This window comes from Aeribacillus pallidus (assembly GCF_050478865.1).
GTDB lineage: Bacteria > Bacillota > Bacilli > Bacillales > JACDOC01 > JACDOC01.
In genome coordinates this window covers 14833-38482 of the sequence record NZ_JBCNBW010000016.1, presented here as the reverse complement: position 1 = coordinate 38482, position 23650 = coordinate 14833, and the positions used below count along the sequence as shown (strand labels likewise).

25 protein-coding genes and 2 other annotated features (1 of these 27 cut by a window edge) are annotated in these 23650 nt (G+C 40.6%); all 25 genes read right to left on the bottom strand.

From position 1 onward, the window contains the following. Nucleotides 1-22: 22 nt before the first annotated feature. The 25 genes from rplW to cysE all read right to left on the bottom strand — a co-directional run bounded on the left by rplW (nucleotide 23) and on the right by cysE (nucleotide 23553). Nucleotides 23-307: a 50S ribosomal protein L23 gene (gene rplW / locus ABES52_RS03980; protein ID WP_429649167.1), complete on the bottom strand. Its 285-nt coding sequence runs from the start codon at nucleotides 305-307 to the stop codon at nucleotides 23-25. Further along, a complete protein-coding gene (rplD, locus tag ABES52_RS03975; RefSeq protein ID WP_429649165.1) occupies nucleotides 307-930 on the bottom strand; it encodes a 50S ribosomal protein L4 in 624 nt (207 codons plus the stop codon). The genes rplW and rplD overlap by 1 nt, the downstream gene beginning before the upstream one ends. A 29-nt stretch (nucleotides 931-959) precedes the next feature. Continuing rightward, on the bottom strand, nucleotides 960-1589 hold the full coding sequence (gene rplC, locus ABES52_RS03970; RefSeq protein WP_429649163.1) for a 50S ribosomal protein L3: 630 nt from the start codon (nucleotides 1587-1589) through the stop codon (nucleotides 960-962). 34 nt (nucleotides 1590-1623) lie between these two features. Next, nucleotides 1624-1932: a 30S ribosomal protein S10 gene (rpsJ, locus tag ABES52_RS03965; RefSeq protein WP_020155511.1), complete on the bottom strand. Its 309-nt coding sequence runs from the start codon at nucleotides 1930-1932 to the stop codon at nucleotides 1624-1626. A 396-nt stretch (nucleotides 1933-2328) separates the two neighbouring features. Continuing rightward, entirely contained in the window at nucleotides 2329-3519 is a 1191-nt protein-coding gene (gene tuf / locus ABES52_RS03960) for an elongation factor Tu (RefSeq protein WP_429649160.1), read from the bottom strand. A 124-nt stretch (nucleotides 3520-3643) separates the two neighbouring features. After that, a complete protein-coding gene (gene fusA / locus ABES52_RS03955) occupies nucleotides 3644-5722 on the bottom strand; it encodes an elongation factor G (protein ID WP_429649158.1) in 2079 nt (692 codons plus the stop codon). A gap of 52 nt (nucleotides 5723-5774) precedes the next feature. Continuing rightward, the gene (gene rpsG / locus ABES52_RS03950; RefSeq protein WP_429649156.1) at nucleotides 5775-6245 is read right to left on the bottom strand and encodes a 30S ribosomal protein S7; all 471 of its coding nucleotides are present in this window, start codon (nucleotides 6243-6245) and stop codon (nucleotides 5775-5777) included. Between the two features lie 39 nt (nucleotides 6246-6284). Further along, a complete protein-coding gene (rpsL, locus tag ABES52_RS03945; RefSeq protein WP_429649154.1) occupies nucleotides 6285-6704 on the bottom strand; it encodes a 30S ribosomal protein S12 in 420 nt (139 codons plus the stop codon). A 103-nt stretch (nucleotides 6705-6807) separates the two neighbouring features. Next, a complete protein-coding gene (locus ABES52_RS03940; protein WP_429649152.1) occupies nucleotides 6808-7056 on the bottom strand; it encodes a 50S ribosomal protein L7ae-like protein in 249 nt (82 codons plus the stop codon). 133 nt (nucleotides 7057-7189) lie between these two features. Then, a complete protein-coding gene (gene rpoC, locus ABES52_RS03935) occupies nucleotides 7190-10789 on the bottom strand; it encodes a DNA-directed RNA polymerase subunit beta' (RefSeq protein WP_429649150.1) in 3600 nt (1199 codons plus the stop codon). Between the two features lie 54 nt (nucleotides 10790-10843). Continuing rightward, entirely contained in the window at nucleotides 10844-14401 is a 3558-nt protein-coding gene (gene rpoB / locus ABES52_RS03930) for a DNA-directed RNA polymerase subunit beta (RefSeq protein ID WP_429649148.1), read from the bottom strand. Between the two features lie 244 nt (nucleotides 14402-14645). Beyond that, nucleotides 14646-15248: a class I SAM-dependent methyltransferase gene (locus ABES52_RS03925; protein ID WP_429649146.1), complete on the bottom strand. Its 603-nt coding sequence runs from the start codon at nucleotides 15246-15248 to the stop codon at nucleotides 14646-14648. A 142-nt stretch (nucleotides 15249-15390) separates the two neighbouring features. After that, complete coding sequence (rplL, locus tag ABES52_RS03920) at nucleotides 15391-15756, bottom strand: 50S ribosomal protein L7/L12 (RefSeq protein ID WP_429649144.1); 366 nt, start codon at nucleotides 15754-15756, stop codon at nucleotides 15391-15393. Between the two features lie 64 nt (nucleotides 15757-15820). Beyond that, nucleotides 15821-16321 (bottom strand): 50S ribosomal protein L10, encoded by a 501-nt coding sequence (rplJ, locus tag ABES52_RS03915; RefSeq protein WP_429649142.1) that lies wholly within the window; start codon nucleotides 16319-16321, stop codon nucleotides 15821-15823. A 38-nt stretch (nucleotides 16322-16359) separates the two neighbouring features. Beyond that, nucleotides 16360-16511: a sequence feature (ribosomal protein L10 leader region), on the bottom strand. Nucleotides 16512-16556: 45 nt separating this feature from the next. Further along, a complete protein-coding gene (rplA, locus tag ABES52_RS03910) occupies nucleotides 16557-17258 on the bottom strand; it encodes a 50S ribosomal protein L1 (RefSeq protein WP_429649140.1) in 702 nt (233 codons plus the stop codon). Nucleotides 17259-17392: 134 nt separating this feature from the next. Beyond that, on the bottom strand, nucleotides 17393-17818 hold the full coding sequence (gene rplK, locus ABES52_RS03905) for a 50S ribosomal protein L11 (protein ID WP_429649246.1): 426 nt from the start codon (nucleotides 17816-17818) through the stop codon (nucleotides 17393-17395). A 169-nt stretch (nucleotides 17819-17987) separates the two neighbouring features. After that, nucleotides 17988-18521 carry a transcription termination/antitermination protein NusG gene (gene nusG, locus ABES52_RS03900; protein ID WP_429649138.1) on the bottom strand — a complete coding sequence of 178 codons (534 nt, stop codon included), beginning with the start codon at nucleotides 18519-18521 and terminating at the stop codon, nucleotides 17988-17990. A gap of 134 nt (nucleotides 18522-18655) precedes the next feature. Further along, entirely contained in the window at nucleotides 18656-18838 is a 183-nt protein-coding gene (secE, locus tag ABES52_RS03895) for a preprotein translocase subunit SecE (protein WP_429649136.1), read from the bottom strand. A gap of 35 nt (nucleotides 18839-18873) precedes the next feature. Continuing rightward, nucleotides 18874-19023: a 50S ribosomal protein L33 gene (gene rpmG / locus ABES52_RS03890; RefSeq protein ID WP_429649134.1), complete on the bottom strand. Its 150-nt coding sequence runs from the start codon at nucleotides 19021-19023 to the stop codon at nucleotides 18874-18876. A gap of 78 nt (nucleotides 19024-19101) precedes the next feature. Further along, on the bottom strand, nucleotides 19102-19755 hold the full coding sequence (gene sigH / locus ABES52_RS03885) for an RNA polymerase sporulation sigma factor SigH (protein ID WP_429649132.1): 654 nt from the start codon (nucleotides 19753-19755) through the stop codon (nucleotides 19102-19104). A 66-nt stretch (nucleotides 19756-19821) separates the two neighbouring features. Continuing rightward, complete coding sequence (locus ABES52_RS03880; RefSeq protein WP_429649130.1) at nucleotides 19822-20331, bottom strand: NYN domain-containing protein; 510 nt, start codon at nucleotides 20329-20331, stop codon at nucleotides 19822-19824. A gap of 2 nt (nucleotides 20332-20333) precedes the next feature. Further along, on the bottom strand, nucleotides 20334-21077 hold the full coding sequence (gene rlmB / locus ABES52_RS03875) for a 23S rRNA (guanosine(2251)-2'-O)-methyltransferase RlmB (protein WP_429649128.1): 744 nt from the start codon (nucleotides 21075-21077) through the stop codon (nucleotides 20334-20336). After that, a complete protein-coding gene (locus ABES52_RS03870; RefSeq protein WP_429649126.1) occupies nucleotides 21074-21496 on the bottom strand; it encodes a Mini-ribonuclease 3 in 423 nt (140 codons plus the stop codon). The genes rlmB and ABES52_RS03870 overlap by 4 nt, the downstream gene beginning before the upstream one ends. A gap of 4 nt (nucleotides 21497-21500) precedes the next feature. Continuing rightward, a complete protein-coding gene (cysS, locus tag ABES52_RS03865; RefSeq protein WP_429649124.1) occupies nucleotides 21501-22898 on the bottom strand; it encodes a cysteine--tRNA ligase in 1398 nt (465 codons plus the stop codon). Then, on the bottom strand, nucleotides 22879-23553 hold the full coding sequence (cysE, locus tag ABES52_RS03860) for a serine O-acetyltransferase (protein ID WP_429649122.1): 675 nt from the start codon (nucleotides 23551-23553) through the stop codon (nucleotides 22879-22881). Before cysE ends, cysS begins: the two co-directional genes overlap by 20 nt. 55 nt (nucleotides 23554-23608) lie before the next feature. Next, nucleotides 23609-23650, bottom strand: a binding site (T-box leader); it runs 183 nt beyond the window's last position.

Below are 23650 nucleotides of genomic sequence, written 5' to 3'. Positions count from 1 at the left end.
CCCTCCTCTTCTAATTAAATCATTATACTTCAAAGAATTCGATTTCTTTGCTATCTGGAGTTAAAGTAACAATTGCTTTACGACGCTTGTTAGTGTAACCAGCGTAACGTCCCATACGCTTGAACTTACCTTTGTAGTTCATGATGTTTACTTTGGCAACTTTTACACCGAAAATTTCTTCAACAGCGTCTTTCACTTGTGTTTTGTTAGCTTTTACGTCAACTTCGAACGTATATTTTTTCTCAGCAGTTAATTCCATAGAACGTTCAGTGATGACGGGGCGCTTAATGATATCTCGTGCATCCATTATCCAAGCACCTCCTCTACTTTTTCGACCGCTGCTTTCGTCATGATTAGTTTATCATGACCTAAAACATCAAGTACGTTAATTCCGGTAGCTTCTACTACTGTTACACCAGGGATGTTACGTGCAGAAAGTGCTACGTTTTCATCTAATCCATCCATAACTACTAGCGCTTTAGTGTTCACAGATAAGTTCTTTAACATGTTAGCAAATTCTTTCGTTTTTGGTGCATCGAAAGAAAGTGCTTCAAGAACTAAAATGTTTTCTTCTAATACTTTTGTAGAAAGCGCTGATTTAATTGCTAAACGGCGTACTTTTTTAGGTAACTTGTAGCTGTAGCTGCGAGGAACTGGACCGAATACAGTACCACCACCACGCCATTGTGGAGAACGGATAGATCCGTGACGTGCGCGACCAGTACCTTTTTGACGCCATGGTTTGCGTCCGCCGCCGCTTACTTCAGCACGATTTTTAACTTTATGTGTTCCTTGACGTAAGGAAGCACGTTGCATAACTACTGCTTCAAATAGTACATGTTTATTTGGCTCGATACCAAATACGGAATCTTTCAGTTCGATTTCACCAACTTGAGATCCACTTTGGTTATATAAAGCTACTTTTGGCATTCCTTTGTTCCTCCTTTCCTAAGAAGTCTTTATTTTGCTTTTACCGCACTTTTAATTTTAAGTAATGCCTTTTTCGGACCTGGAACATTACCTTTTACTAAAAGTAGGTTGCGTTCAGCATCTACTTTTACGATTTGAAGGTTTTGAATAGTAACTTTTTCTCCACCCATACGTCCAGGCAATTCTTTAGACTTGAATACACGGTTTGGAGCAATAGGTCCCATTGAACCAGGACGACGATGATAACGAGAACCGTGTGACATAGGTCCACGAGATTGTCCATGGCGTTTAATTGCACCTTGGAATCCTTTACCTTTAGAAATACCTGTTACATCTACGATATCGCCTTCAGCGAAAATATCTACTTTAACCTCTTGACCAACTTCATACTCATCTAAGTTTACACCACGAATTTCACGAATGAAGCGCTTAGGAGCAGTATTCGCTTTTGCTACGTGACCTTTTTCAGGTTTGTTCGCAAGCTTTTCACGCTTGTCTTCGAAGCCAAGTTGGATCGCTTCATAACCGTCGTTCTCAATTGTTTTCTTTTGAAGAACAACGTTTGGAGTAGCTTCGATAACCGTTACAGGAATAAGGTCACCGTTTTCAGTGAATACTTGCGTCATTCCGATCTTTCTTCCTAAGATTCCTTTGGTCATGAGTCACACCTCCTAAATGTTTGCTTTTTATTCATTAAAGTTTGATTTCAATGTCAACACCAGACGGTAAGTCTAATCGCATTAGAGAATCAACCGTTTGTGGAGTTGGGTTGATGATATCGATTAAGCGTTTGTGTGTGCGCATTTCGAATTGTTCACGAGAATCTTTATATTTGTGAACCGCACGAAGAATTGTGTAAACAGATTTTTCTGTTGGAAGCGGAATCGGACCAGACACGCTTGCACCAGAACGTTTTGCTGTTTCCACAATTTTTTCTGCAGATTGATCAAGGATTCTGTGATCATACGCTTTTAAACGAATGCGAATTTTTTGTTTTGCCATTATTTTCCCTCCTTTATCGCCTATTTTATAAATAGACATTCTCCATGGAAATTTCCCACACACTCGCCATGGCAAAGCGGCCGGGTGTGTCAGCAACCTTCCACTTCATCGCAGTCAAAGACCAACATTGTCTATTATACCTAAAAACCTAAATGGTTTCAACATGTATTTAGAAGTTTTTCCTACTTCCATACACTTCAACTATTATACTTAGTTTCTAAATGTTTTTCAACCTGACTTTTATCTTTCTTCTTGATTCAAAATCTTTCTTAAAAGTAAAATCCTTTACGTTATAGATCGAATGAAGACAAAAAACAATCATATATATTAGTTAAAATACGTTAAGGAACAAAAAAAGCAGGCGGCAAACGCCACCTGCTTTCCGATTAGACGTTATTACTCCATAATAGAAGAAACAACGCCTGCTCCTACTGTACGTCCACCCTCACGGATAGAGAATTTAGTACCTTCTTCAATCGCGATAGGAGCGATAAGTTCTACAGTCATTTCAACGTTATCTCCAGGCATAACCATTTCTACGCCTTCTGGAAGAGTAATGATACCAGTTACGTCAGTTGTACGGAAGTAGAACTGAGGACGATAGTTAGAGAAGAATGGAGTATGACGTCCACCTTCTTCTTTAGAAAGAACGTAAACCTCAGCTTTAAATTTAGTGTGTGGAGTGATAGAACCTGGTTTAGCTAATACTTGACCACGTTGTACTTCGTCGCGAGCTACACCACGAAGAAGAGCACCGATGTTGTCACCAGCTTCAGCTTGGTCAAGAAGCTTACGGAACATTTCTACACCAGTAACAGTTGTTTTAGTTGGTTCATCTTGAAGACCGATGATTTCTACTTCGTCACCAACTTTTAAGATACCGCGCTCAACACGACCTGTTGCAACTGTACCACGACCAGTGATAGAGAATACGTCCTCAACTGGCATCATGAATGGTTTGTCAGTGTCGCGTTCTGGAGTTGGGATGTACTCGTCAACAGCGTTCATAAGCTCGATGATTTTTTCTTCCCACTCAGCGTCGCCTTCAAGCGCTTTAAGAGCAGAACCTTTAATTACTGGTACTTCATCACCTGGGAAGTCGTATTCAGAAAGAAGGTCACGAACTTCCATTTCTACAAGTTCAAGAAGCTCTTCGTCGTCTACCATATCGCATTTGTTTAAGAATACTACGATGTATGGTACACCTACTTGGCGAGAAAGAAGGATATGCTCACGAGTTTGTGGCATTGGACCGTCAGCAGCAGATACTACAAGGATTGCACCGTCCATTTGAGCTGCACCAGTGATCATGTTTTTAACATAGTCAGCGTGTCCTGGGCAGTCAACGTGTGCATAGTGACGGTTGTCAGTTTCGTACTCAACGTGTGCAGTTGAGATTGTGATACCGCGTTCACGCTCTTCTGGAGCAGCGTCGATTTGGTCGTAAGCCATAGCTGTACCTTTACCAGAACGCTTAGCAAGAACTGTAGTAATCGCAGCTGTTAAAGTAGTTTTACCATGGTCAACGTGACCGATTGTACCAATATTACAGTGTGGTTTTGAACGGTCAAATTTTTCTTTAGCCATTAGGAAATCCTCCTTTTAATTTTAATTAGTTAAGTATATATATGGTGCCTGGAGGTGGTTGTCCACCTCCAAAGCTTCCATAGCTTACAATAGTAGTTATACTTGATTAAAGATGTAAAATCAATTATTCGCCTTTATTTTTCTTAATAATTTCATCGGCGATATTTTTAGGAACTTCTTCGTAGTGATCGAAGTGCATAGTGTATGTTCCACGTCCTTGAGTATTAGAACGTAGAGATGTTGCATAACCAAACATCTCAGCAAGCGGAACAAAAGCTTTTACTACTTGTGCGTTACCGCGAGCTTCCATACCTTCTACACGACCACGACGAGAAGTGATGTCACCCATGATGTCACCAAGGTATTCTTCAGGGATTACAACTTCTACTTTCATAATTGGCTCAAGAAGTACAGGGTCACATTTGGCTGCTGCATTCTTTAATGCCATAGAAGCTGCAATCTTGAATGCCATTTCACTTGAGTCAACATCGTGGTATGATCCGTCAAATAGTTTTGCTTTAATATCGATAAGTGGGTAACCAGCAAGTACACCGTTTTGCATTGCGTCTTCAAGACCAGCTTGAACCGCTGGGATATATTCGCGTGGTACTACACCACCAACAATCGCGTTTTCGAATTCGAATCCTTTACCCTCTTCGTTAGGAGAGAATTCGATCCAAACGTGACCGTATTGACCGCGACCACCAGATTGACGTACGAATTTACCTTCAACCTGAGCGGACTTACGGAATGTTTCACGGTAAGATACTTGTGGAGCACCAACGTTCGCTTCAACTTTGAACTCACGTTTCATACGGTCAACGATGATATCTAAGTGAAGCTCACCCATACCTGCGATAATTGTTTGACCAGTTTCTGGATCTGTATGAGCTTTAAACGTTGGGTCCTCTTCTTGTAGTTTTTGTAGAGCAGTAGACATTTTATCTTGGTCAGCCTTTGACTTCGGCTCAATAGCTACAGAGATAACTGGTTCAGGGAACTCCATAGACTCAAGAATAATAGGGTTCTTTTCGTCACATAGAGTGTCACCAGTTGTTGTATCTTTTAGACCTACAGCAGCTGCGATGTCACCGGAGTATACGCGAGAAATTTCTTCACGGTGGTTCGCATGCATTTGTAGGATACGACCGATACGTTCACGTTTTCCTTTTGTAGAGTTAAGTACGTAAGAACCAGAATCTAACGTACCAGAGTACACACGGAAGAACGTTAATTTACCAACATAAGGGTCAGTCATAACTTTGAACGCAAGTGCTGCGAATGGCTCATCGTCGCTAGATGGGCGAATATCTTCTTCTTCAGTGTCAGGATTTACACCTTTAATAGCAGGTACATCCACTGGAGATGGAAGATAATCTAATACTGCATCTAGCATTAACTGAACACCTTTGTTTTTGAAAGCAGAACCGCAAAGTACAGGGAAGAATTCAACGTTTACAGTACCTTTACGGATCGCTGCTTTAAGTTCTTCGTTAGTGATTTCTTCACCTTCTAGGTACTTCATCATTAATTCTTCATCAAGCTCAGCTACCGCTTCGATTAATTTTGCACGGTATTCCTCTGCTTGATCTTTATACTCGTCTGGAATGTCACGAGCATCAGTACGAGTACCTAGATCATCTAGATAGAAGTAAGCTTTCATTTCGATTAGGTCGATGATACCTTCGAATTGATCTTCCGCACCAATTGGTAATTGGATTGGATGAGCATTTGCTTGCAAACGATCGTGCAACGTTTTTACAGAGTAAAGGAAGTCCGCACCGATTTTGTCCATTTTGTTAACAAAAACGATACGTGGTACTCCGTAAGTTGTTGCTTGGCGCCAAACTGTTTCAGTTTGTGGCTCAACACCAGATTGAGCGTCAAGAACGGCTACAGCACCATCAAGTACACGAAGGGAACGTTCAACCTCAACTGTGAAGTCTACGTGTCCCGGAGTATCGATGATGTTAATACGATGACCTTTCCACTGTGCAGTTGTTGCAGCGGAAGTAATCGTAATACCGCGTTCTTGCTCCTGTTCCATCCAGTCCATTTGGGACGCACCTTCGTGAGTTTCACCGATTTTGTGGATGCGTCCTGTGTAGAAAAGGATACGCTCTGTAGTTGTTGTTTTACCGGCATCGATATGAGCCATGATACCGATATTACGAGTCTTTTCTAAGGAGAACTCTCTTGACATGTCGTAATTTCTCCTTCCTTAAGTGAGTTTAGTATTTATATTAAAAACAAAATTACCAACGATAATGAGCAAACGCTTTGTTTGCTTCCGCCATTTTGTGAGTGTCCTCACGTTTCTTAACAGCTGCACCAGTATTGTTTGCCGCATCTAGGATTTCGTTTGCTAGACGCTCTTCCATTGTCTTCTCTCCACGAAGACGAGCGTAGTTTACTAACCAACGAAGACCTAATGTAGTACGACGATCTGGACGTACCTCAACTGGTACTTGGTAGTTCGCACCACCAACACGGCGAGCGCGTACTTCTAGTACAGGCATAACGTTTTTAAGCGCTTGATCAAATACTTCCATTGGATCTTTACCTGTACGCTCACGAATGATATCAAATGCAGAATAAAGAATTTTTTGTGCTTTTCCTTTTTTACCGTCAACCATAATTTTGTTGATTAGACGAGTAACTAATTTAGAGTTGTAAATTGGATCTGGTAATACATCTCTTTTTGCTACAGGTCCTTTACGTGGCATGAAAATTCCTCCTTTCGGTAAGACTATCAAGTTTTTTTATTATTTTTTCTCTTTAGGTTTTTTAGTACCGTACTTAGAACGGCCTTGTTTACGGTTTTCAACACCAGCTGTATCTAAAGCACCACGAACGATATGGTAACGTACACCCGGTAAGTCTTTTACACGTCCACCGCGGATTAATACTACGCTGTGTTCTTGTAAGTTGTGACCGATACCAGGGATGTATGCTGTTACCTCGATACCGTTTGTTAAGCGTACACGAGCATATTTACGTAACGCTGAGTTTGGTTTTTTCGGTGTCATTGTACCAACACGAGTACATACACCGCGCTTTTGTGGTGAAGATACGTTTGTGTGTACCTTCTTGAAGCTGTTGTAGCCTTTATTAAGCGCAGGAGATTTTGATTTAGTAACTTTAGATTTACGTGGTTTGCGCACTAATTGGTTAATTGTAGGCATTAAAATTTCCTCCCTTCATAGTTTTCTTAAGCCCACACATCCAGGTGGTTCATTTTTTGACAAAAACAAAGTTTTTGCAGATGCAATATCTACAAAAACAAGTTTAACGTGTTATAGCTACAGTTGCTGCCCCAACATCTATTCCACAAGCTTTTCCAAGCTTTTTCATCGAGTCCACTTTGGTAAGTGGTACATTCATGTCCTTCGCGATCTCAATTACTTTGTTAACTACTTTTGGATCAGCGTCTTCAGCAATAATCACTTCTAGGACATTTCCTGCTTTTAAAGCTTTAACGGTTTGTTTTGTACCAACAATTAAATTGTCAGCCTGTGCTACTTTTTCATAAGACATGTCTCATATCCTCCAAAGTGACAGGTTTTTAGGAGCAACCTTGAATATATTATCATCAATAAAATGGTATGTCAATATCGTTTACAATAAATTTATTTAATGGCATACCGCCCTAAGCGGTATGCCAAAATTATTATTCAACGGTTACAGCTGAAGAATCTTCTTTCTTCACAATGACAGCCTCGGCTTTACGATAACGCTGCATACCTGTTCCGGCTGGAACTAGTTTACCGATAATGACGTTTTCTTTTAATCCGAGTAATTCGTCACGTTTTCCTTTAATAGCTGCATCCGTTAACACACGAGTAGTTTCTTGGAAGGATGCCGCTGATAAGAAGGAGTCTGTTTCAAGAGACGCTTTTGTAATACCAAGCAATACTGGACGTCCAGTCGCCGGAATTTTCCCTTCTTTTAACGCCTTTTCGTTTGCGTCAGTAAACTGGTGAATATCAAGTAATGTACCTGGTAGTACATCAGTGTCTCCAGCATCGATGACACGAACTTTACGAAGCATTTGACGAACCATAACCTCGATATGTTTGTCACCGATTTCTACCCCTTGCATACGGTAAACTTTTTGAACTTCGCGTAACAAGTACTCTTGAACGGCTGCTACATCACGCACTTTTAGAAGTTCCTTCGGATCGATAGAACCTTCTGTTAGTTCTTGTCCGCGTTCAACTTTATCGTTTACCGATACTTTCAAGCGAGCAGTGTACGGTGCAGAGTACGTACGTGTTTCGACTTCACCTTGAACAACAATTTCGTGTTGTCGGTCACGACCTTCGTTAATGGCGATAACTACACCATCAATTTCCGAAATGACCGCTTGACCTTTCGGGTTACGTGCTTCAAATAGCTCTTGAACACGTGGAAGACCTTGTGTGATGTCGTCTCCTGCAACCCCACCTGTGTGGAATGTACGCATCGTTAACTGTGTACCAGGCTCACCGATGGATTGAGCAGCAATAATACCAACTGCTTCGCCAACCTCGACGTCCTGTCCAGTTGCTAAGTTGCGACCGTAACATTTTTTACATACTCCGTGACGTGTATTACATGTGAAGGCAGAACGAATCCACACTTCTTCAATTCCGGCACTAACAATAGCACGGGCGATATCTTCATTAATCATTTCATTTTCTTTAACTAGTACTTCACCTGTCTCTGGATGCTTTACAGTTTTCCGCGCATATCGACCGATGAGACGTTCTTCTAACGATTCAATAACTTCTGTTCCATCTTTTAATGCGCGAACAAGCAACCCTCGGTCAGTTCCACAGTCGTCTTCACGTACAATGACGTCTTGTGCTACGTCTACGAGACGACGAGTTAAGTAACCAGAGTCTGCTGTTTTTAATGCTGTGTCCGCAAGACCTTTACGAGCACCGTGTGTAGAAATGAAGTACTCTAATACTGTTAAACCTTCGCGGAAACTTGATTTGATTGGTAATTCGATAATTCGTCCAGCAGGGTTGGCCATAAGACCGCGCATACCTGCTAGCTGTGTGAAGTTTGATGCATTACCACGGGCACCGGAATCGCTCATCATGAAGATTGGGTTTAACTTATCGAGCGTTTCCATTAATTTGCCTTGGATGGTATCTTTAGCCGCACTCCAAATAGAAATAACTCGATCGTAACGTTCGTCTTCTGTGATGAGACCACGTCTGAATTGTTTCATGACATTGTCTACTTTTGCTTGAGCTTCTTTTAAGATTTGTTCTTTTTCACCTAATACGACAATGTCAGCGATACCAATCGTAATACCCGCTTTTGTCGAGTATTTAAATCCAAGGTCTTTCATGCGGTCAAGCATTTTGGATGTTTCCGTAATCTTGAAACGCTTGAATACTTCCGCAATGATGCTACCAAGAATTTTCTTCTTAAACGGTGGTACGAGCGGTTGGTTTTTAATATGTTCTTTTACATTAGTTGTTGTATCTACAAAATATTTATCAGGTGTTCGCTCTTCTAAGTTTTCTTTCGTTGGCTCGTTAATGTATGGGAACGAGTTTGGTAAAATTTCATTAAAGATGAGCTTACCGACCGTTGTGATTAATAACTTTTTGTTTTGCTCTTCCGTAAATGTCTCATTATTTAACGAGCCGGCGTGAATCGCAATACGAGAATGTAAGTGTACATATCCGTTTTGATAAGCAATCAGTGCTTCATTTGTATCTTTAAAGACTTTACCTTCACCAATTGCCCCTTCACGTTCCATTGTTAAATAATAGTTACCTAATACCATGTCTTGTGAAGGAGTTACAACCGGTTTACCATCTTTCGGATTCAAGATGTTTTGAGCAGCAAGCATGAGTAAGCGTGCCTCAGCTTGTGCTTCAGCAGATAACGGTACGTGTACCGCCATTTGGTCTCCGTCAAAGTCGGCGTTATACGCTGTACATACAAGTGGGTGTAAGCGAATCGCACGACCTTCAACAAGAGTTGGTTCGAACGCTTGAATACCGAGGCGGTGTAGTGTTGGTGCACGGTTTAATAGAACCGGATGTTCTTTAATAACTTCCTCTAATACATCCCACACTTCTGGTTGAACACGCTCGATTTTCCGTTTCGCACTCTTAATGTTGTGCGCAAGTCCTTTTTCTACAAGCTCTTTCATAACGAACGGCTTAAATAGCTCAAGCGCCATTTCTTTTGGAAGACCACACTGGTACATTTTTAAGTTTGGACCAACGACGATTACCGAACGGCCAGAATAGTCAACACGTTTACCTAATAGGTTTTGACGGAAACGACCTTGCTTACCTTTCAACATATGTGAAAGTGATTTAAGCGGACGATTGCCTGGTCCAGTAACCGGACGACCGCGACGACCGTTATCGATTAATGCGTCTACCGCTTCTTGAAGCATACGCTTTTCGTTTTGAACGATAATACTAGGAGCCCCAAGATCTAATAAACGTTTTAAACGGTTGTTACGGTTAATTACGCGACGATATAAGTCGTTTAAGTCAGATGTCGCAAAACGACCACCATCTAGTTGAACCATTGGACGTAGTTCCGGTGGAATGACCGGAAGAACGTCTAAAATCATCCATTCCGGACGGTTTCCTGAATTACGAAATGCTTCTAATACTTCTAAACGTTTGATGGCGCGTGTACGACGTTGGCCTTGGGATGTTTTTAACTCTTCTTTTAAGTATTCTACTTCTTTATCAAGGTCAATTTCTTGAAGGAGCTTTTTAATCGCTTCAGCCCCCATCGAAGCTTGAAATTTTTGACCATATTTTTCGCGATATGCACGGTATTCTTTTTCAGAAAGAAGCTGCTTCTTCTCTAACGGTGTATCTCCTGGATCTGTTACGACGTAAGAAGCAAAGTAAATAACTTCTTCCAGAGCCCGAGGGGACATGTCTAAGACAAGTCCCATTCGGCTCGGAATACCTTTAAAGTACCAAATGTGAGAGACTGGAGCAGCTAGCTCGATGTGACCCATACGTTCACGTCGTACTTTTGCACGAGTAACTTCTACACCGCATCGGTCACAAACGACACCTTTATAGCGAACACGCTTATATTTACCGCAGTGACATTCCCAGTCTTTTGTTGGACCGAAAATACGTTCACAGAATAAACCATCTTTTTCTGGTTTCAGCGTACGATAGTTAATCGTTTCAGGTTTTTTTACTTCACCGTATGACCATGAACGGATTTTATCTGGTGATGCTAGACCGATTTTCATATATTCAAAGTTATTTACATCTAGCAAGGGGCCTACCTCCCTTTTGATCTACAGGTTTTACCCTAATTGCTCCTAAATAAATTATTCTTTCGTCCCTACTGGTTCAGTTTGTTTTGCTTCAGGGGCGATATTTAACGTATCTGCTTGATGAGTATCGTCATCATCTTCTAAGTCACGCATTTCAATTTCTTCATCATTGCTAGATAGGATTTTTACGTCCATACCTAAGCTTTGAAGTTCTTTTATTAATACTTTGAACGATTCAGGTACACCAGGTTCTGGTACGTTTTCACCTTTTACAATGGCTTCATACGTTTTCACACGACCAACTACATCGTCCGATTTCACCGTAAGGATTTCTTGTAGTGTATATGCGGCACCATACGCTTCAAGTGCCCAAACCTCCATCTCACCGAAACGCTGACCACCAAACTGAGCTTTACCACCAAGAGGCTGTTGCGTAACAAGTGAGTACGGACCAGTTGAACGTGCGTGAAGCTTATCATCAACCATGTGAGCGAGTTTGATCATGTACATGATACCAACGGATACCCGGTTATCGAACGGTTCACCTGTACGTCCATCGTAAAGAACTGTTTTTGCATCGCGCGCCATTCCTGCTTCTTCGATCGTTGCCCAAACATCTTCTTCACGGGCACCATCAAATACAGGGGACGCCACATGGATACCGAGACGCTTAGCCGCCATACCTAAATGAAGCTCTAACACCTGACCGATATTCATACGAGAAGGTACCCCTAATGGGTTTAACATGATATCAATCGGAGTTCCATCCGGTAGGAATGGCATATCTTCTTCCGGTAGGATACGTGAGATAACACCTTTGTTACCGTGGCGACCTGCCATTTTGTCACCTTCGGAAATTTTACGTTTTTGAACAATGTATACTCGTACTAATTGGTTAACGCCAGGTGGTAATTCGTCACCATCTTCACGGTTGAACACTTTAACGTCAAGGACAATACCTCCACCACCATGTGGTACACGTAGGGAAGTATCGCGCACTTCACGAGCTTTCTCTCCAAAAATGGCGTGTAATAAGCGTTCTTCTGCTGTTAGTTCAGTAACTCCTTTAGGTGTGACTTTACCTACTAGTAAGTCTCCATCTTTTACTTCCGCACCAATGCGAACAATTCCACGCTCATCAAGATTACGTAATGCATCTTCACCAACGTTTGGAATGTCGCGAGTAATTTCTTCTGGACCAAGCTTCGTATCACGAGATTCAGACTCATATTCTTCGATATGGATGGACGTATATACATCGTCTTTTACGAGACGCTCGCTCATAATGATCGCGTCCTCATAGTTGTAACCATCCCATGTCATGAAGGCAACTAGTACGTTACGACCTAACGCAAGTTCCCCCTTATCCATTGATGGTCCGTCTGCTAAAATTTCGCCTTTAGAGACGCGGTCACCTACACTCACGATTGGACGTTGGTTATAGCATGTCCCTTGGTTAGAGCGGACAAATTTTTGTAAGCGATATTTATCTAAATCTCCTTTAACTTCTTTACCATCTACTTCTGTCACACGACGCACCCAAATTTCGCGGGCTTCCACATGCTCTACGATACCGTCATGCTTACAAATAACCGCTGCTCCAGAGTCTTTAGCAGATACATATTCCATACCTGTACCTACGATTGGAGCTTCTGGTTGTAATAACGGCACTGCTTGACGTTGCATGTTTGCACCCATCAACGCACGGTTAGAGTCGTCGTTTTCTAAGAACGGGATACATGCTGTTGCAGCGGAAACTACTTGTTTTGGTGAAACGTCCATGTAATCAACACGGTCGCTCTTCACAACTGTGTTTTCACCACGGAAACGCGCAACTACTTCTTCGTCTAAGAAAGAACCGTCTTCCGCTAAGCGAGCATTTGCTTGAGCTACTACGTAGTTGTCTTCTTCGTCAGCAGTTAAGTAGTCAATTTGATCGGTTACTTTTCCTGTTTCAGGATCGACACGACGATAAGGAGTTTCGATAAATCCAAAACGGTTTACTTTTGCGTATGTGGATAATGAGTTAATCAAACCGATGTTTGGACCCTCTGGAGTCTCAATCGGACACATACGACCATAGTGAGAGTAGTGAACGTCACGAACTTCGAAACCTGCACGTTCGCGAGTTAAACCACCAGGTCCTAATGCAGATAAACGACGTTTATGTGTTAATTCTGCTAACGGATTTGTTTGGTCCATGAATTGAGATAACTGGGAGCTTCCGAAAAACTCCTTAATCGATGCAATAACAGGACGAATATTAATTAATTGTTGTGGTGTAATTGTATTCGTATCCTGAATGGACATCCGTTCACGGACAACACGTTCCATACGGGATAAACCAATACGGAATTGGTTTTGTAACAATTCACCAACTGAACGAAGACGACGGTTTCCTAGATGGTCGATATCGTCTGTATCCCCTACATCATAAAGTAGGTTGAAGAAGTAACTAATAGAAGCAATAATATCAGCAGGTGTAATATTTTTTACATGCTCATCGACGTTGGCATTCCCAATCACATTAATGACTTTTTCTCCATCTTCGTTTGGAGCGTAAATTTTAATAGACTGTAATACAATCTCATCTTCTACTACGCCACCAGACTGATGGAACGTGCGTAGACCTACACCTTTTTCAAGTAAAGGTAAAATTTTTGTGTCTAACGTACGACGGTCGATCAGCGTTCCTTTTTCAACAACAATTTCCCCTGTTTCAGGATCCACTAACGGTTCTGCAAGACGCTGATTAAACAAACGATTTTTAATATGAAGCTTTTTATTAATTTTATAACGTCCAACACTTGCTAAATCATAACGTTTCGGATCAAAGAAACGGGAAATAAGTAAGTTTTTCGCATTTTCTACTGTAGGTGGCTCTCCTGGACGAAGACGCTCATAAATTTCTAATAACGCTTTTTCTGTACTTTCTGTATTGTCTTTTTCTAATGTATTCCGAATGTATTCATTATCCCCAATCAAATCGATGATTTCTTGATCAGAGCCAAAACCAAGAGCACGCAAAAGAACCGTTACAGGCAGTTTCCGTGTACGGTCAATACGTACATATACTACATCTTTTGCATCAGTTTCGTACTCGAGCCAAGCACCGCGGTTTGGAATAACGGTTGCCGAAAAGCCTTTTTTACCGTTTTTGTCAATTTTTCCGCTATAATAAACGCTTGGTGAACGAACGAGCTGGGATACGATAACGCGTTCCGCCCCGTTAATAATGAACGTTCCTGTCTCCGTCATTAACGGGAAGTCGCCCATAAACACTTCTTGGTCTTTGACTTCACCAGTCTCTTTATTGACAAGACGAACTTTTACACGAAGAGGTGCAGAATACGTAACATCTCGTTCTTTCGCCTCTTCTACAGAATACTTAGGTTCACCTAAACTGTAATCAATAAACTCTAAAGAGAGATTTCCTGTGAAGTCCTCGATAGGAGAAATGTCTTGAAACATTTCTCTCAGACCCTCATCAAGAAACCATTGATAAGAAGAGGTTTGAATTTCAATTAAGTTTGGCAATTCTAATACTTCACTAATTCGTGCAAAACTTCTGCGTTGGCGGTGTCGTCCATATTGAACTAGTTGACCTGTCAACTGATTCACCCCTCAAATTCAAGCGTTTTAATTGCGTCTATCATGTCTTATATAAGGACAGCCATCCTACCATAAGACAAAAAGAAAAAGGGTTTTAAAAAAACCACATTTTCACATGACGAGCTATTATTTTTCTATTATTTCCTTTTTATCCATTTTTTATACAACGTGTATAAATTTCTAACGCAACACCGAAAAATAATATGTTGGCATTTTATAATATTAACATAGGCATTTTTGAACGTCAACGTTTTTTCGCTTTTAGAATGTAGTACCCTTTTTTCTTTTCTACGATCTCAACTGTACCAAAAAGTTGTTCAATTTTTTCCATGGCAGATGGAGCTCCTTGCTTCTTCTGTATGACTACCCACAACTCGCCACCTTTTGCTAAGTGCTCAAAGCTTTGCTCAAAAATTTCGTGTACCACTTTTTTACCGGCACGAATCGGTGGGTTTGTGACGATCGCTGCAAAAATCCCATCTTTTACACCATCCAATCGGTCACTTTCATATACTTTTACGTTTGTGATGTGGTTTAAACGAGCATTTTCTTCAGCTAACTGGAGTGCTCGAAGGTTGACATCCACCATATGGACGGTACGATCACGATATGATTTAGCAAGTGATAACCCGATAGGACCGTACCCACAACCTACATCTAAAATCGGACCCTCGACTTCTGGCAATTCGAACATTTCAATGAGCAAACGGGAACCAAAGTCGACCTCTTTCTTCGAAAAGACTCCTTGATCGGCTTTAAAAAGAAAGCGGTGATTTCGTAAAGTAAATTCCCATTGAAATGGCTTGCTTTCAACATCTGGTGTTCGGGAGTAATAATGATTTGTCAAAGTTCTCGCCTCCATCGGAGAATTCATGTAGGATATTGGGGTTGAAGGAGTTCCTAAAATGCCGGGAACTGATATCAGGAGAACAAAATTCATAGTAGGAAAAAAAGCTCGCTATGCAGCGAGCTTTTTTTCTGTAACATCATTACTTAACTTCAACGTTAGCTCCAACTTCTTCAAGTTTCGCTTTGATTTCTTCAGCTTCTTCTTTAGAAACGCCTTCTTTAAGTGGTTTTGGAGTGTTGTCAACAAGTTCTTTTGCTTCTTTAAGTCCAAGACCAGTGATTTCACGAACAACTTTGATAACTTTGATTTTTTGAGCACCTGCATCAGCAAGTACAACGTCGAATTCAGTTTTCTCAGCAGCAGCGTCACCAGCAGCAGCGCCACCCATAACAGCTACAGGAGCAGCAGCAGTTACACCAAATTCTTCTTCGATTGCTTTAACAAGATCGTTTAATTCAAGAACTGTCATTTCTTTAATCGCTTCGATAATTTGTTCTTTAGTCATGTTCAATTTCCTCCCTTAATAATATAGTTTTTCATATATCGTCACTTAACTAACTTTCATTAACTTACGCGCCTTGCTCTTCTTTTTGCTCGGCAACCGCTTTGACAGCAAGAGCGAAGTTGCGCATTGGTGCTTGAAGCACGCTGAGAAGCATAGAAAGTAAGCCTTCGCGAGATGGAAGTTCAGCAAGAGCTTTAACTTCTTCAAGTGTCGCGATGTTACCTTCAATTACACCTGCTTTAATTTCAAGTGCGTTGTGTTCTTTCGCGAAGTTATTTAAAATTTTCGCTGGAGCAACTACATCTTCGTTGCTGAACGCGATTGCGTTTGGACCAGTTAAAACGTCGTTTAAACCTTCTAACCCAGCCGCTTCAGCAGCACGACGAGTTAATGTGTTTTTGTAAACTTTGAATTCAATTCCCGCTTCACGAAGTTGCTTACGAAGTTCAGTTACTTCTGCAACGTTCAGACCACGGTAGTCAACAATAATTGTAGAAACGCTGTTTTTAAATTTTTCAGCGATTTCTTCTACGATTTGTTTCTTTTGTTCGATAGCGCTGCTCATTCTTACACCTCCTGTAGAATTAATCACCAAACATTTATACCGTCCATAAAAAACCTCCATGCCGTAGACATGGAGGTAGTATAAATCAAAGCCTATTCATAAGCTTTTCAATCTATATCGTCATTACCTCGGTAGGAAATTAAGCTTCAGATGAAGCACCTACTGTCTACGGTACAAATGTTATTCAATTATCACAACATCTTGTATATTACTACAAAGAAAGGTGGATGTCAAATTAATTTTTCACAGCAAAAGAAGATGGATCTACTTTAATACCAGGTCCCATTGTAGAAGTTACAGTGACGTTTTTGATGTACGTACCTTTTGCAGCAGCTGGTTTTACTTTAAGCATTGTTTCGTAGATTGTTGTAAAGTTCTCAACAAGCTTTTCGTTTTCAAAAGAAACTTTACCAATTGGTACATGGATGTTACCAGCTTTATCCACACGGTACTCTACTTTACCAGCTTTAATTTCTTTCACTGCTTTTTCTACATCAAATGTAACTGTACCTGTTTTAGGGTTTGGCATTAAACCTTTAGGACCTAAGATACGACCAAGTTTACCTACTTCACCCATCATATCAGGTGTTGCTACGATTACATCAAATTCAAACCAACCTTGTTGGATTTTGTTGATGTAATCAGCATCTCCTACGTAGTCTGCACCTGCAGCTTCTGCTTCTTTCGCTTTTTCACCTTTCGCGAAAACTAATACGCGTTGAGTTTTACCAGTTCCGTTTGGAAGAACAACTGCACCACGAATTTGTTGGTCAGCTTTCTTTGGATCAACACCAAGACGGAAGGCAACCTCAACAGTTGCGTCGAATTTCGCAAAGTTTGTCTTTTTCACTAATTCAATTGCTTCTTCTACAGAGTAAGCTTTCGAACGATCAATTAATTTTACAGCTTCTAAATATTTTTTACCTTTTTTAGCCATTCTTTTTTCCTCCTCAATTGTGGTTTTAACGGAATTACCTCCCACTAATAAAGGTTGCGAGTGAAAACACATTCAACTTCGCAACCTCGTCCAACAGAAACCGTTTGTCTTCCAAAACGAACCGGACTAATGAATTAGTCTTCGATTACGATACCCATGCTGCGTGCAGTACCTTCAACCATTCGCATCGCTGCTTCGATGCTAGCTGCGTTTAAGTCAGGCATCTTAGTTTCAGCAATTTCGCGAACTTTGTCACGCTTGATAGTCGCAACCTTATTGCGGTTCGGCTCACCAGAACCAGACTCGATACCTGCTGCTTTCTTAAGAAGGACAGCAGCTGGCGGAGTTTTAGTGATGAATGTAAATGAACGGTCTTCAAATACCGTAATTTCAACTGGAATAATTAGACCAGCTTGATCTGCTGTGCGAGCGTTGAATTCTTTACAGAATCCCATGATGTTAACACCAGCTTGACCTAACGCTGGACCTACTGGTGGCGCAGGGTTCGCTTTACCAGCTGGAATTTGAAGTTTAACAACTTTAATTACTTTTTTAGCCACGAGACACACCTCCTTAGTCCGTGATGTGGTAATAGGGTTTTAACCCTCCCACTCATAAAAATGTCTTTATCAAAATAAAGAACTTAACAATTAGTTCAGTCTCTCTTGTGAGACATACTGACTTATGAAATATTATCATCAATTAAAGGAAATTTCAAGTTCTTTCCCATTATATTTTATCAATTTGTGTAAAACCAAGTTCAACCGGTGTTTCACGACCGAACATATTAACGAGAACTTTCACTTTGTTTTTATCAAAGTCAATTTCTTCAATGACACCTTCAAAATTCGCAAACGGTCCTTCTTTTACTTTTACTGTTTCACCTAAATCAAAATCAAAATCCACCTGCTTATCTTCCATACCCATTCGTTTTAAAATGACGTTTACTTCTTCTGGAAGCAGCGGTGTCGGTTTTGATCCTGAACCACTAGAACCAACGAAACCTGTCACGCCCGGTGTATTACGAACGACGTACCATGAGTCATCTGTCATAATAAGTTCAACTAATACGTAACCAGGAAACACTTTACGTTTTGTTACTTTTTTTGTGCCGTTTTTTGTATCCGTTTCTTCTTCTTCAGGAACGACTACACGGAAAATTTTGTCCTGCATTCCCATAGATTCCACACGCTTTTCTAAATTCGCTTTCACTTTATTTTCATAACCTGAATACGTATGAACAACATACCAGTTCTTCTCCATCTATAGGGACTATACGTCCTTCCCTCCCCACAGTTTAGTAGTACACTTTTCAAACAAATGAAAAAACCCGTTACCGGGCCTTCTACATCAATTATTCTCCATTTATTCTCCATTATACCATGGAACGGCGATCGTTATTCAATAATTAAATTGATTAATTCCGAAATACCGAGATCGACAATCGCAAAGAAAACAGATAAAAAGAGAACAGTAGTAATAACAGTAATCGTGTATCTTGTAAGCTCTTTTTTTCTCGGCCAGCTTACTTTTTTCATTTCAGTTGATACGTTTCTTAAAAATTGAACAATGCGTGACATGACGAACCTCCACAATAATTTTCATAGCCCAAGCATTACTTTGTTTCCTGATGAACGGTGTGTGAATTGCAAGTTTTGCAATATTTCTTTATCGTTAATCGCTCTGAATGGGACGATTTATTATTAGAAGTTGAGTAATTACGGGAACCACATTCCCGACAAGCAAGGATTATCTTTTTTTTCATTGTCTACACCCTTAAGTTTTTTACATCTCTACGAATTTATCACGGTCTTAACAATTGTGTCAACATGAGGAAAATAGACTAGTTATAAATTTCTCGAACTTCTAAATATCGTTCTAATTTTCGTTTCACACGCTGCAGTGCATTATCGATTGATTTGACATGACGATTAAGTTCTTCCGAAATTTCTTGATACGACTGTCCATCTAAATAAAGGGCTAATACTTTTCGTTCTAAATCACTTAACAGCTCAGTCATCTTTTCTTCAATATTATCAAATTCTTCCCGATTAATGATTAATTCCTCGGGATCCATAACCTTCGATCCAGAGATAACATCCATTAACGTGCGATCGGATTCTTCATCATAGATAGGCTTGTCCAACGACACATAGGAATTTAACGGAATATGTTTTTGCCGCGTTGCCGTCTTAATAGCGGTAATGATTTGGCGAGTAATACAAAGTTCGGCAAAAGCTTTAAACGAGGTTAACTTGTCCCCTTTGTAATCTCGAATCGCCTTATATAAACCAATCATACCTTCTTGAATAATATCTTCCTTGTCCGCTCCAATTAAAAAATACGATCTTGCCTTAGCACGAACAAAATTGCGGTACTTATGAATTAAATAATCTAACGCTTCACTATCTCCGTTATGAACACGCTCAACGATAGCCTCATCCTCCATCACGTCAAACCTCGCCATCTCGCCCCCGTGTTTTACACTCACATACATCCCTCCGACCGCGCAAAACAATAGATAGAAATATTATACAGTAGAGAATTTTTTGACGTCAACCGCTCACGACTCTCCGCGACGCCATTTTTCAAAAATTTCTGCCACTTCTTTTTTGAGTGGAATTTTGGATATCGGTCGTTGCTCACTAAATTTCTTTACTTTCCGTGTTATCCGTTGTTCAATTATTTTCATTTCAGTATATAACTCTCTAGCAGACTTTCGCAGTGCCCCTTGTCCAAATATCGCCCATTGTTCCGTATAATCTGACGTTGCTACGTAAACTTGAGTTTTAATATTACTTAATTCGATGGCTAATCTTTCTATGCGTTCATCTGCTGTTTCGTTTTCTCTAGTAAAAATAATGTCTACTTTGCTATTTTTATATTTCCGCTCAATTCCTTGGACGTAATGAGCATCAAATACAATAATCACTTTAAAACCGGTATATGCTTGATACTCAGCCATTTGCTCGACTAACCGATCCCTTGCAGCCGCTAAATCATGATTTTTTAATTCTCTTAATTCAGGCCATGCACCGATGATGTTATACCCATCGACGAGCAATATATCCATGCTTACTCCCCTATTGGATGCCGTTTTCGATAAACCTCATACATAAGTAGACTCGCTGCCACCGATGCATTTAACGAAGTTACATGGCCGCTCATAGGTAAATGGACTAAGAAGTCGCATTTTTCCTTTACTAAACGTCCGATTCCTTTTCCTTCGCTGCCGATTACTAATGCGAGAGGAAGCGTTCCATCCAATTGTCGATAATCTTTAGTTCCTTTAGCATCTGTTCCTACAATCCATACGCCTCGTTCTTTCAATTCATCAATCGTACGTGCCATATTTGTCACTCGCGTAACAGGTACATATTCAATCGCTCCGGTGGAGGCTTTAGCTACTGTCGTCGTTAAGCCAACCGATCGACGTTTAGGGATAATAATTCCATGGGCTCCAACAGCATCCGCTGTTCGTAAAATGGATCCTAGGTTATGAGGATCTTCTAACTCATCTAGAAGAATAAAAAACGGTGCCTCTCCTTTTTCTTCAGCCCGTTGAAACAAATCATCTAACTCGGCATATTGATAAGCAGCTACTTGGGCAACGACTCCTTGATGGTTTCCAGAAAACATTTGATCAATTTTTTGTTTCGGCACAAATTGAACTAGGACGTTCGCTTGTTTCGCTAATTTTAACACTTGTTGCATTTGACCACGTTGGGAACCTTCAGCAATCCAAATTTTGTTGATCTCTCGATTCGATTTTAGCGCTTCGATGACCGGATTTTTTCCGGCAATCAAATCATTGCTCATACCCTTCCTCCTCCTTCTTTCATTTTGACATATTCAAAAGCAGCAGCTACTAGTTCTTCTAGACGAGCACGATCATGTTTAGCGTACAAATAGCCGATTAGCGCTTCAAAGGCCGTACTATACCGGTAAGTTTGGACATCCGTATTTTTTGGAACGGTCCCACTTTTTGCGTTACGCCCTCTTTTCACAATTGCTCTTTCTTCTTCCGTAAGAATTTCTTGTTCCAATAAATAAAACAAAATTGCTGCTTGCGCTTTAGCGGATACGTATCTCGTTGCTTCTTTATGCAAATGGTTCGGTTTGGTCTTTCCTTGATGGAGAAGGTGATGTCGTACATACGTTTCGTATACAGCATCACCCATATAAGCAAGGGCTAAACTGTTTAATTGCTTGTAGTCTAAGGTCATATTCTGTAACATTGGTTTAACCCCGTTTCCAGCGTGTTCCTTGCGGTGTATCCTCTAGAATAATATTCATTTCTTTCAACTGATCACGAATTTGATCCGCTAAGGCGAAATTGCGCTCTTTTCTTGCTTGATTCCGCTTCTCGATAAGCTGTTCAATCTCTTCATCCAATAGTTGTTCTTGCTCTAAAGTTAAACCGAGAACATGAAAGAGTGTTTCAAATTCATTCATAAAGGCATCGATAACCGATTCCATCGTATTTTTCTCCATTAGATAGTAGTTCGCTTGTTTGGAAAGCTCAAAAAGAACAGATATCGCATTAGCTGTATTAAAATCATCGTCCATTTCTTGAATAAATTGCTTTCGTAACTGCTGAATTTTCTCTAACCATTGTTGTTCATGATCAGCTAGGTTTGTACTAGATTGTTTTCGATGTTTTAAGTTTTCATAAGACGTTCTTAATCGTTCAAGCGCCGATTTCGAATGTTCCAATAGTTCTTCACTATAGTTGATTGGATTACGGTAATGAACCGATAACATGAAGAAACGAAGCACTTGAGGGTCATGCTTTTGAATAATATCGTGAACAAGGACAAAATTACCGAGCGACTTCGACATTTTTTCGTTGTCGATATTAATATAACCATTGTGCATCCAATATTTCGCAAATTGCTTTCCTGTTAACGCTTCTGATTGAGCAATTTCGTTTTCGTGATGCGGGAACGTTAAGTCTTGACCACCTGCGTGAATATCAATCGTATCACCTAAATATTTTCGCGCCATTGCAGAGCATTCAATGTGCCAGCCTGGACGACCTTTACCCCAAGGACTTTGCCAATAAATTTCCCCTTCTTTTGCTGCTTTCCATAGAGCAAAATCAAGAGCGTCTTCTTTTTTTTCTCCTACTTCAATACGAGCACCAACTTTTAGTTCGTCAACGGATTGATGGGATAACTTTCCATATTCTTCGAATTTTCTTGTACGGAAATACACATCTCCTTCCGATTCGTAGGCATACCCTTTTTCGATTAGTTTTTCAATGAATTCGATAATGGTATCCATGTTCTCTGTTACCCGTGGATGTACGTCCGCTTTTTGGCACCCGAGTGCCGTCACGTCATCAAAGTAGGCTTGAATAAAGCGTTCAGCAATCGTCGGAACATCTTCACCTAACTCGTTGGCTGCTCGAATCAGTTTATCGTCGACATCCGTAAAATTAGAAACATATTGAACGTCATAACCACGGAACGTTAAATAGCGACGGACGGTATCATACACAATGGCTGGGCGTGCATTCCCAATATGAATATAGTTATAAACAGTCGGACCGCACACATACATTTTTACCTTTCCAGGTTCAAGAGGAACGAACGGCTCTTTTCTTCTTGTTAGTGTGTTATATATTTGAATGGTCATGTTCTCTAACAACTCCTCTTTCTAGTTTTAACATTTCTAACTCTTCCCGTAACTGAGCGATTTGACGTTCTAACTCATTGCAACGATCTGCCACCGGGTCCGGCAAATCGGTATGATTCAAATCTTTCTTAATGCGAACACCATCTTGAACAACGACACGACCAGGTATACCAACAACGGTTGAGTTGGGTGGGACATCTTTTAAAACGACCGATCCTGCCCCAATTTTGGAATTCTCACCAATCGTAATCGAACCAAGCACTTTGGCTCCAGCGGCGATTAACGCGTTATCTTTAATCGTCGGGTGACGTTTTCCTTTTTCTTTTCCTGTTCCCCCTAACGTAACCCCTTGATAAACGGTGACGTTATCACCGATTTCACACGTTTCACCAATGACAACCCCCATCCCATGGTCAATGAAAAAGCGGCGACCAATTTTAGCACCAGGATGGATTTCGATCCCTGTAAAGAAACGACTAATTTGTGAAATTAAACGGGCAATAAAGAAAAACTTCCGTTTATAAAACGCATGGGCAATTCGATGCATCCAAATAGCATGGAGGCCGGAATAAGTAAGTATGACTTCTAAATAACTGCGTGCTGCTGGGTCTTGCTCAAAAACGGCTTCAATGTCTTCTTTCATCATTTTAAACATCTACAATCCCTCCTTTTTGTCATTGATTTTCTCAACAAAAAAAGCGCCTCTGACGGACAGAGACGCTTGGATGCGCGGTTCCACTCTGTTTAGGCAC

Coding starts and splice junctions, on each gene's coding strand:
- secE (WP_429649136.1), bottom strand. CDS start 18,838: ATGTCACGCATTGTTCAATTTTTAAGAAACGTATCAACTGAAATGAAA.
- rplW (WP_429649167.1), bottom strand. CDS start 307: ATGGATGCACGAGATATCATTAAGCGCCCCGTCATCACTGAACGTTCT.
- tuf (WP_429649160.1), bottom strand. CDS start 3,519: ATGGCTAAAGAAAAATTTGACCGTTCAAAACCACACTGTAATATTGGT.
- rplA (WP_429649140.1), bottom strand. CDS start 17,258: ATGGCTAAAAAAGGTAAAAAATATTTAGAAGCTGTAAAATTAATTGAT.
- nusG (WP_429649138.1), bottom strand. CDS start 18,521: ATGGAGAAGAACTGGTATGTTGTTCATACGTATTCAGGTTATGAAAAT.
- rpmG (WP_429649134.1), bottom strand. CDS start 19,023: ATGAAAAAAAAGATAATCCTTGCTTGTCGGGAATGTGGTTCCCGTAAT.
- ABES52_RS03870 (WP_429649126.1), bottom strand. CDS start 21,496: ATGTTACAGAATATGACCTTAGACTACAAGCAATTAAACAGTTTAGCC.
- cysS (WP_429649124.1), bottom strand. CDS start 22,898: ATGACCATTCAAATATATAACACACTAACAAGAAGAAAAGAGCCGTTC.
- fusA (WP_429649158.1), bottom strand. CDS start 5,722: ATGTCAAGAGAGTTCTCCTTAGAAAAGACTCGTAATATCGGTATCATG.
- rplL (WP_429649144.1), bottom strand. CDS start 15,756: ATGACTAAAGAACAAATTATCGAAGCGATTAAAGAAATGACAGTTCTT.
- ABES52_RS03880 (WP_429649130.1), bottom strand. CDS start 20,331: ATGGATATATTGCTCGTCGATGGGTATAACATCATCGGTGCATGGCCT.
- cysE (WP_429649122.1), bottom strand. CDS start 23,553: ATGTTTAAAATGATGAAAGAAGACATTGAAGCCGTTTTTGAGCAAGAC.
- rpsL (WP_429649154.1), bottom strand. CDS start 6,704: ATGCCTACAATTAACCAATTAGTGCGCAAACCACGTAAATCTAAAGTT.
- rplJ (WP_429649142.1), bottom strand. CDS start 16,321: ATGAGCAGCGCTATCGAACAAAAGAAACAAATCGTAGAAGAAATCGCT.
- rlmB (WP_429649128.1), bottom strand. CDS start 21,077: ATGAGCAATGATTTGATTGCCGGAAAAAATCCGGTCATCGAAGCGCTA.
- sigH (WP_429649132.1), bottom strand. CDS start 19,755: ATGTATGTGAGTGTAAAACACGGGGGCGAGATGGCGAGGTTTGACGTG.
- rplC (WP_429649163.1), bottom strand. CDS start 1,589: ATGACCAAAGGAATCTTAGGAAGAAAGATCGGAATGACGCAAGTATTC.
- rpsG (WP_429649156.1), bottom strand. CDS start 6,245: ATGCCACGTAAAGGACCTGTAGCAAAAAGAGATGTATTACCAGATCCA.
- rpsJ (WP_020155511.1), bottom strand. CDS start 1,932: ATGGCAAAACAAAAAATTCGCATTCGTTTAAAAGCGTATGATCACAGA.
- rplD (WP_429649165.1), bottom strand. CDS start 930: ATGCCAAAAGTAGCTTTATATAACCAAAGTGGATCTCAAGTTGGTGAA.
- ABES52_RS03940 (WP_429649152.1), bottom strand. CDS start 7,056: ATGTCTTATGAAAAAGTAGCACAGGCTGACAATTTAATTGTTGGTACA.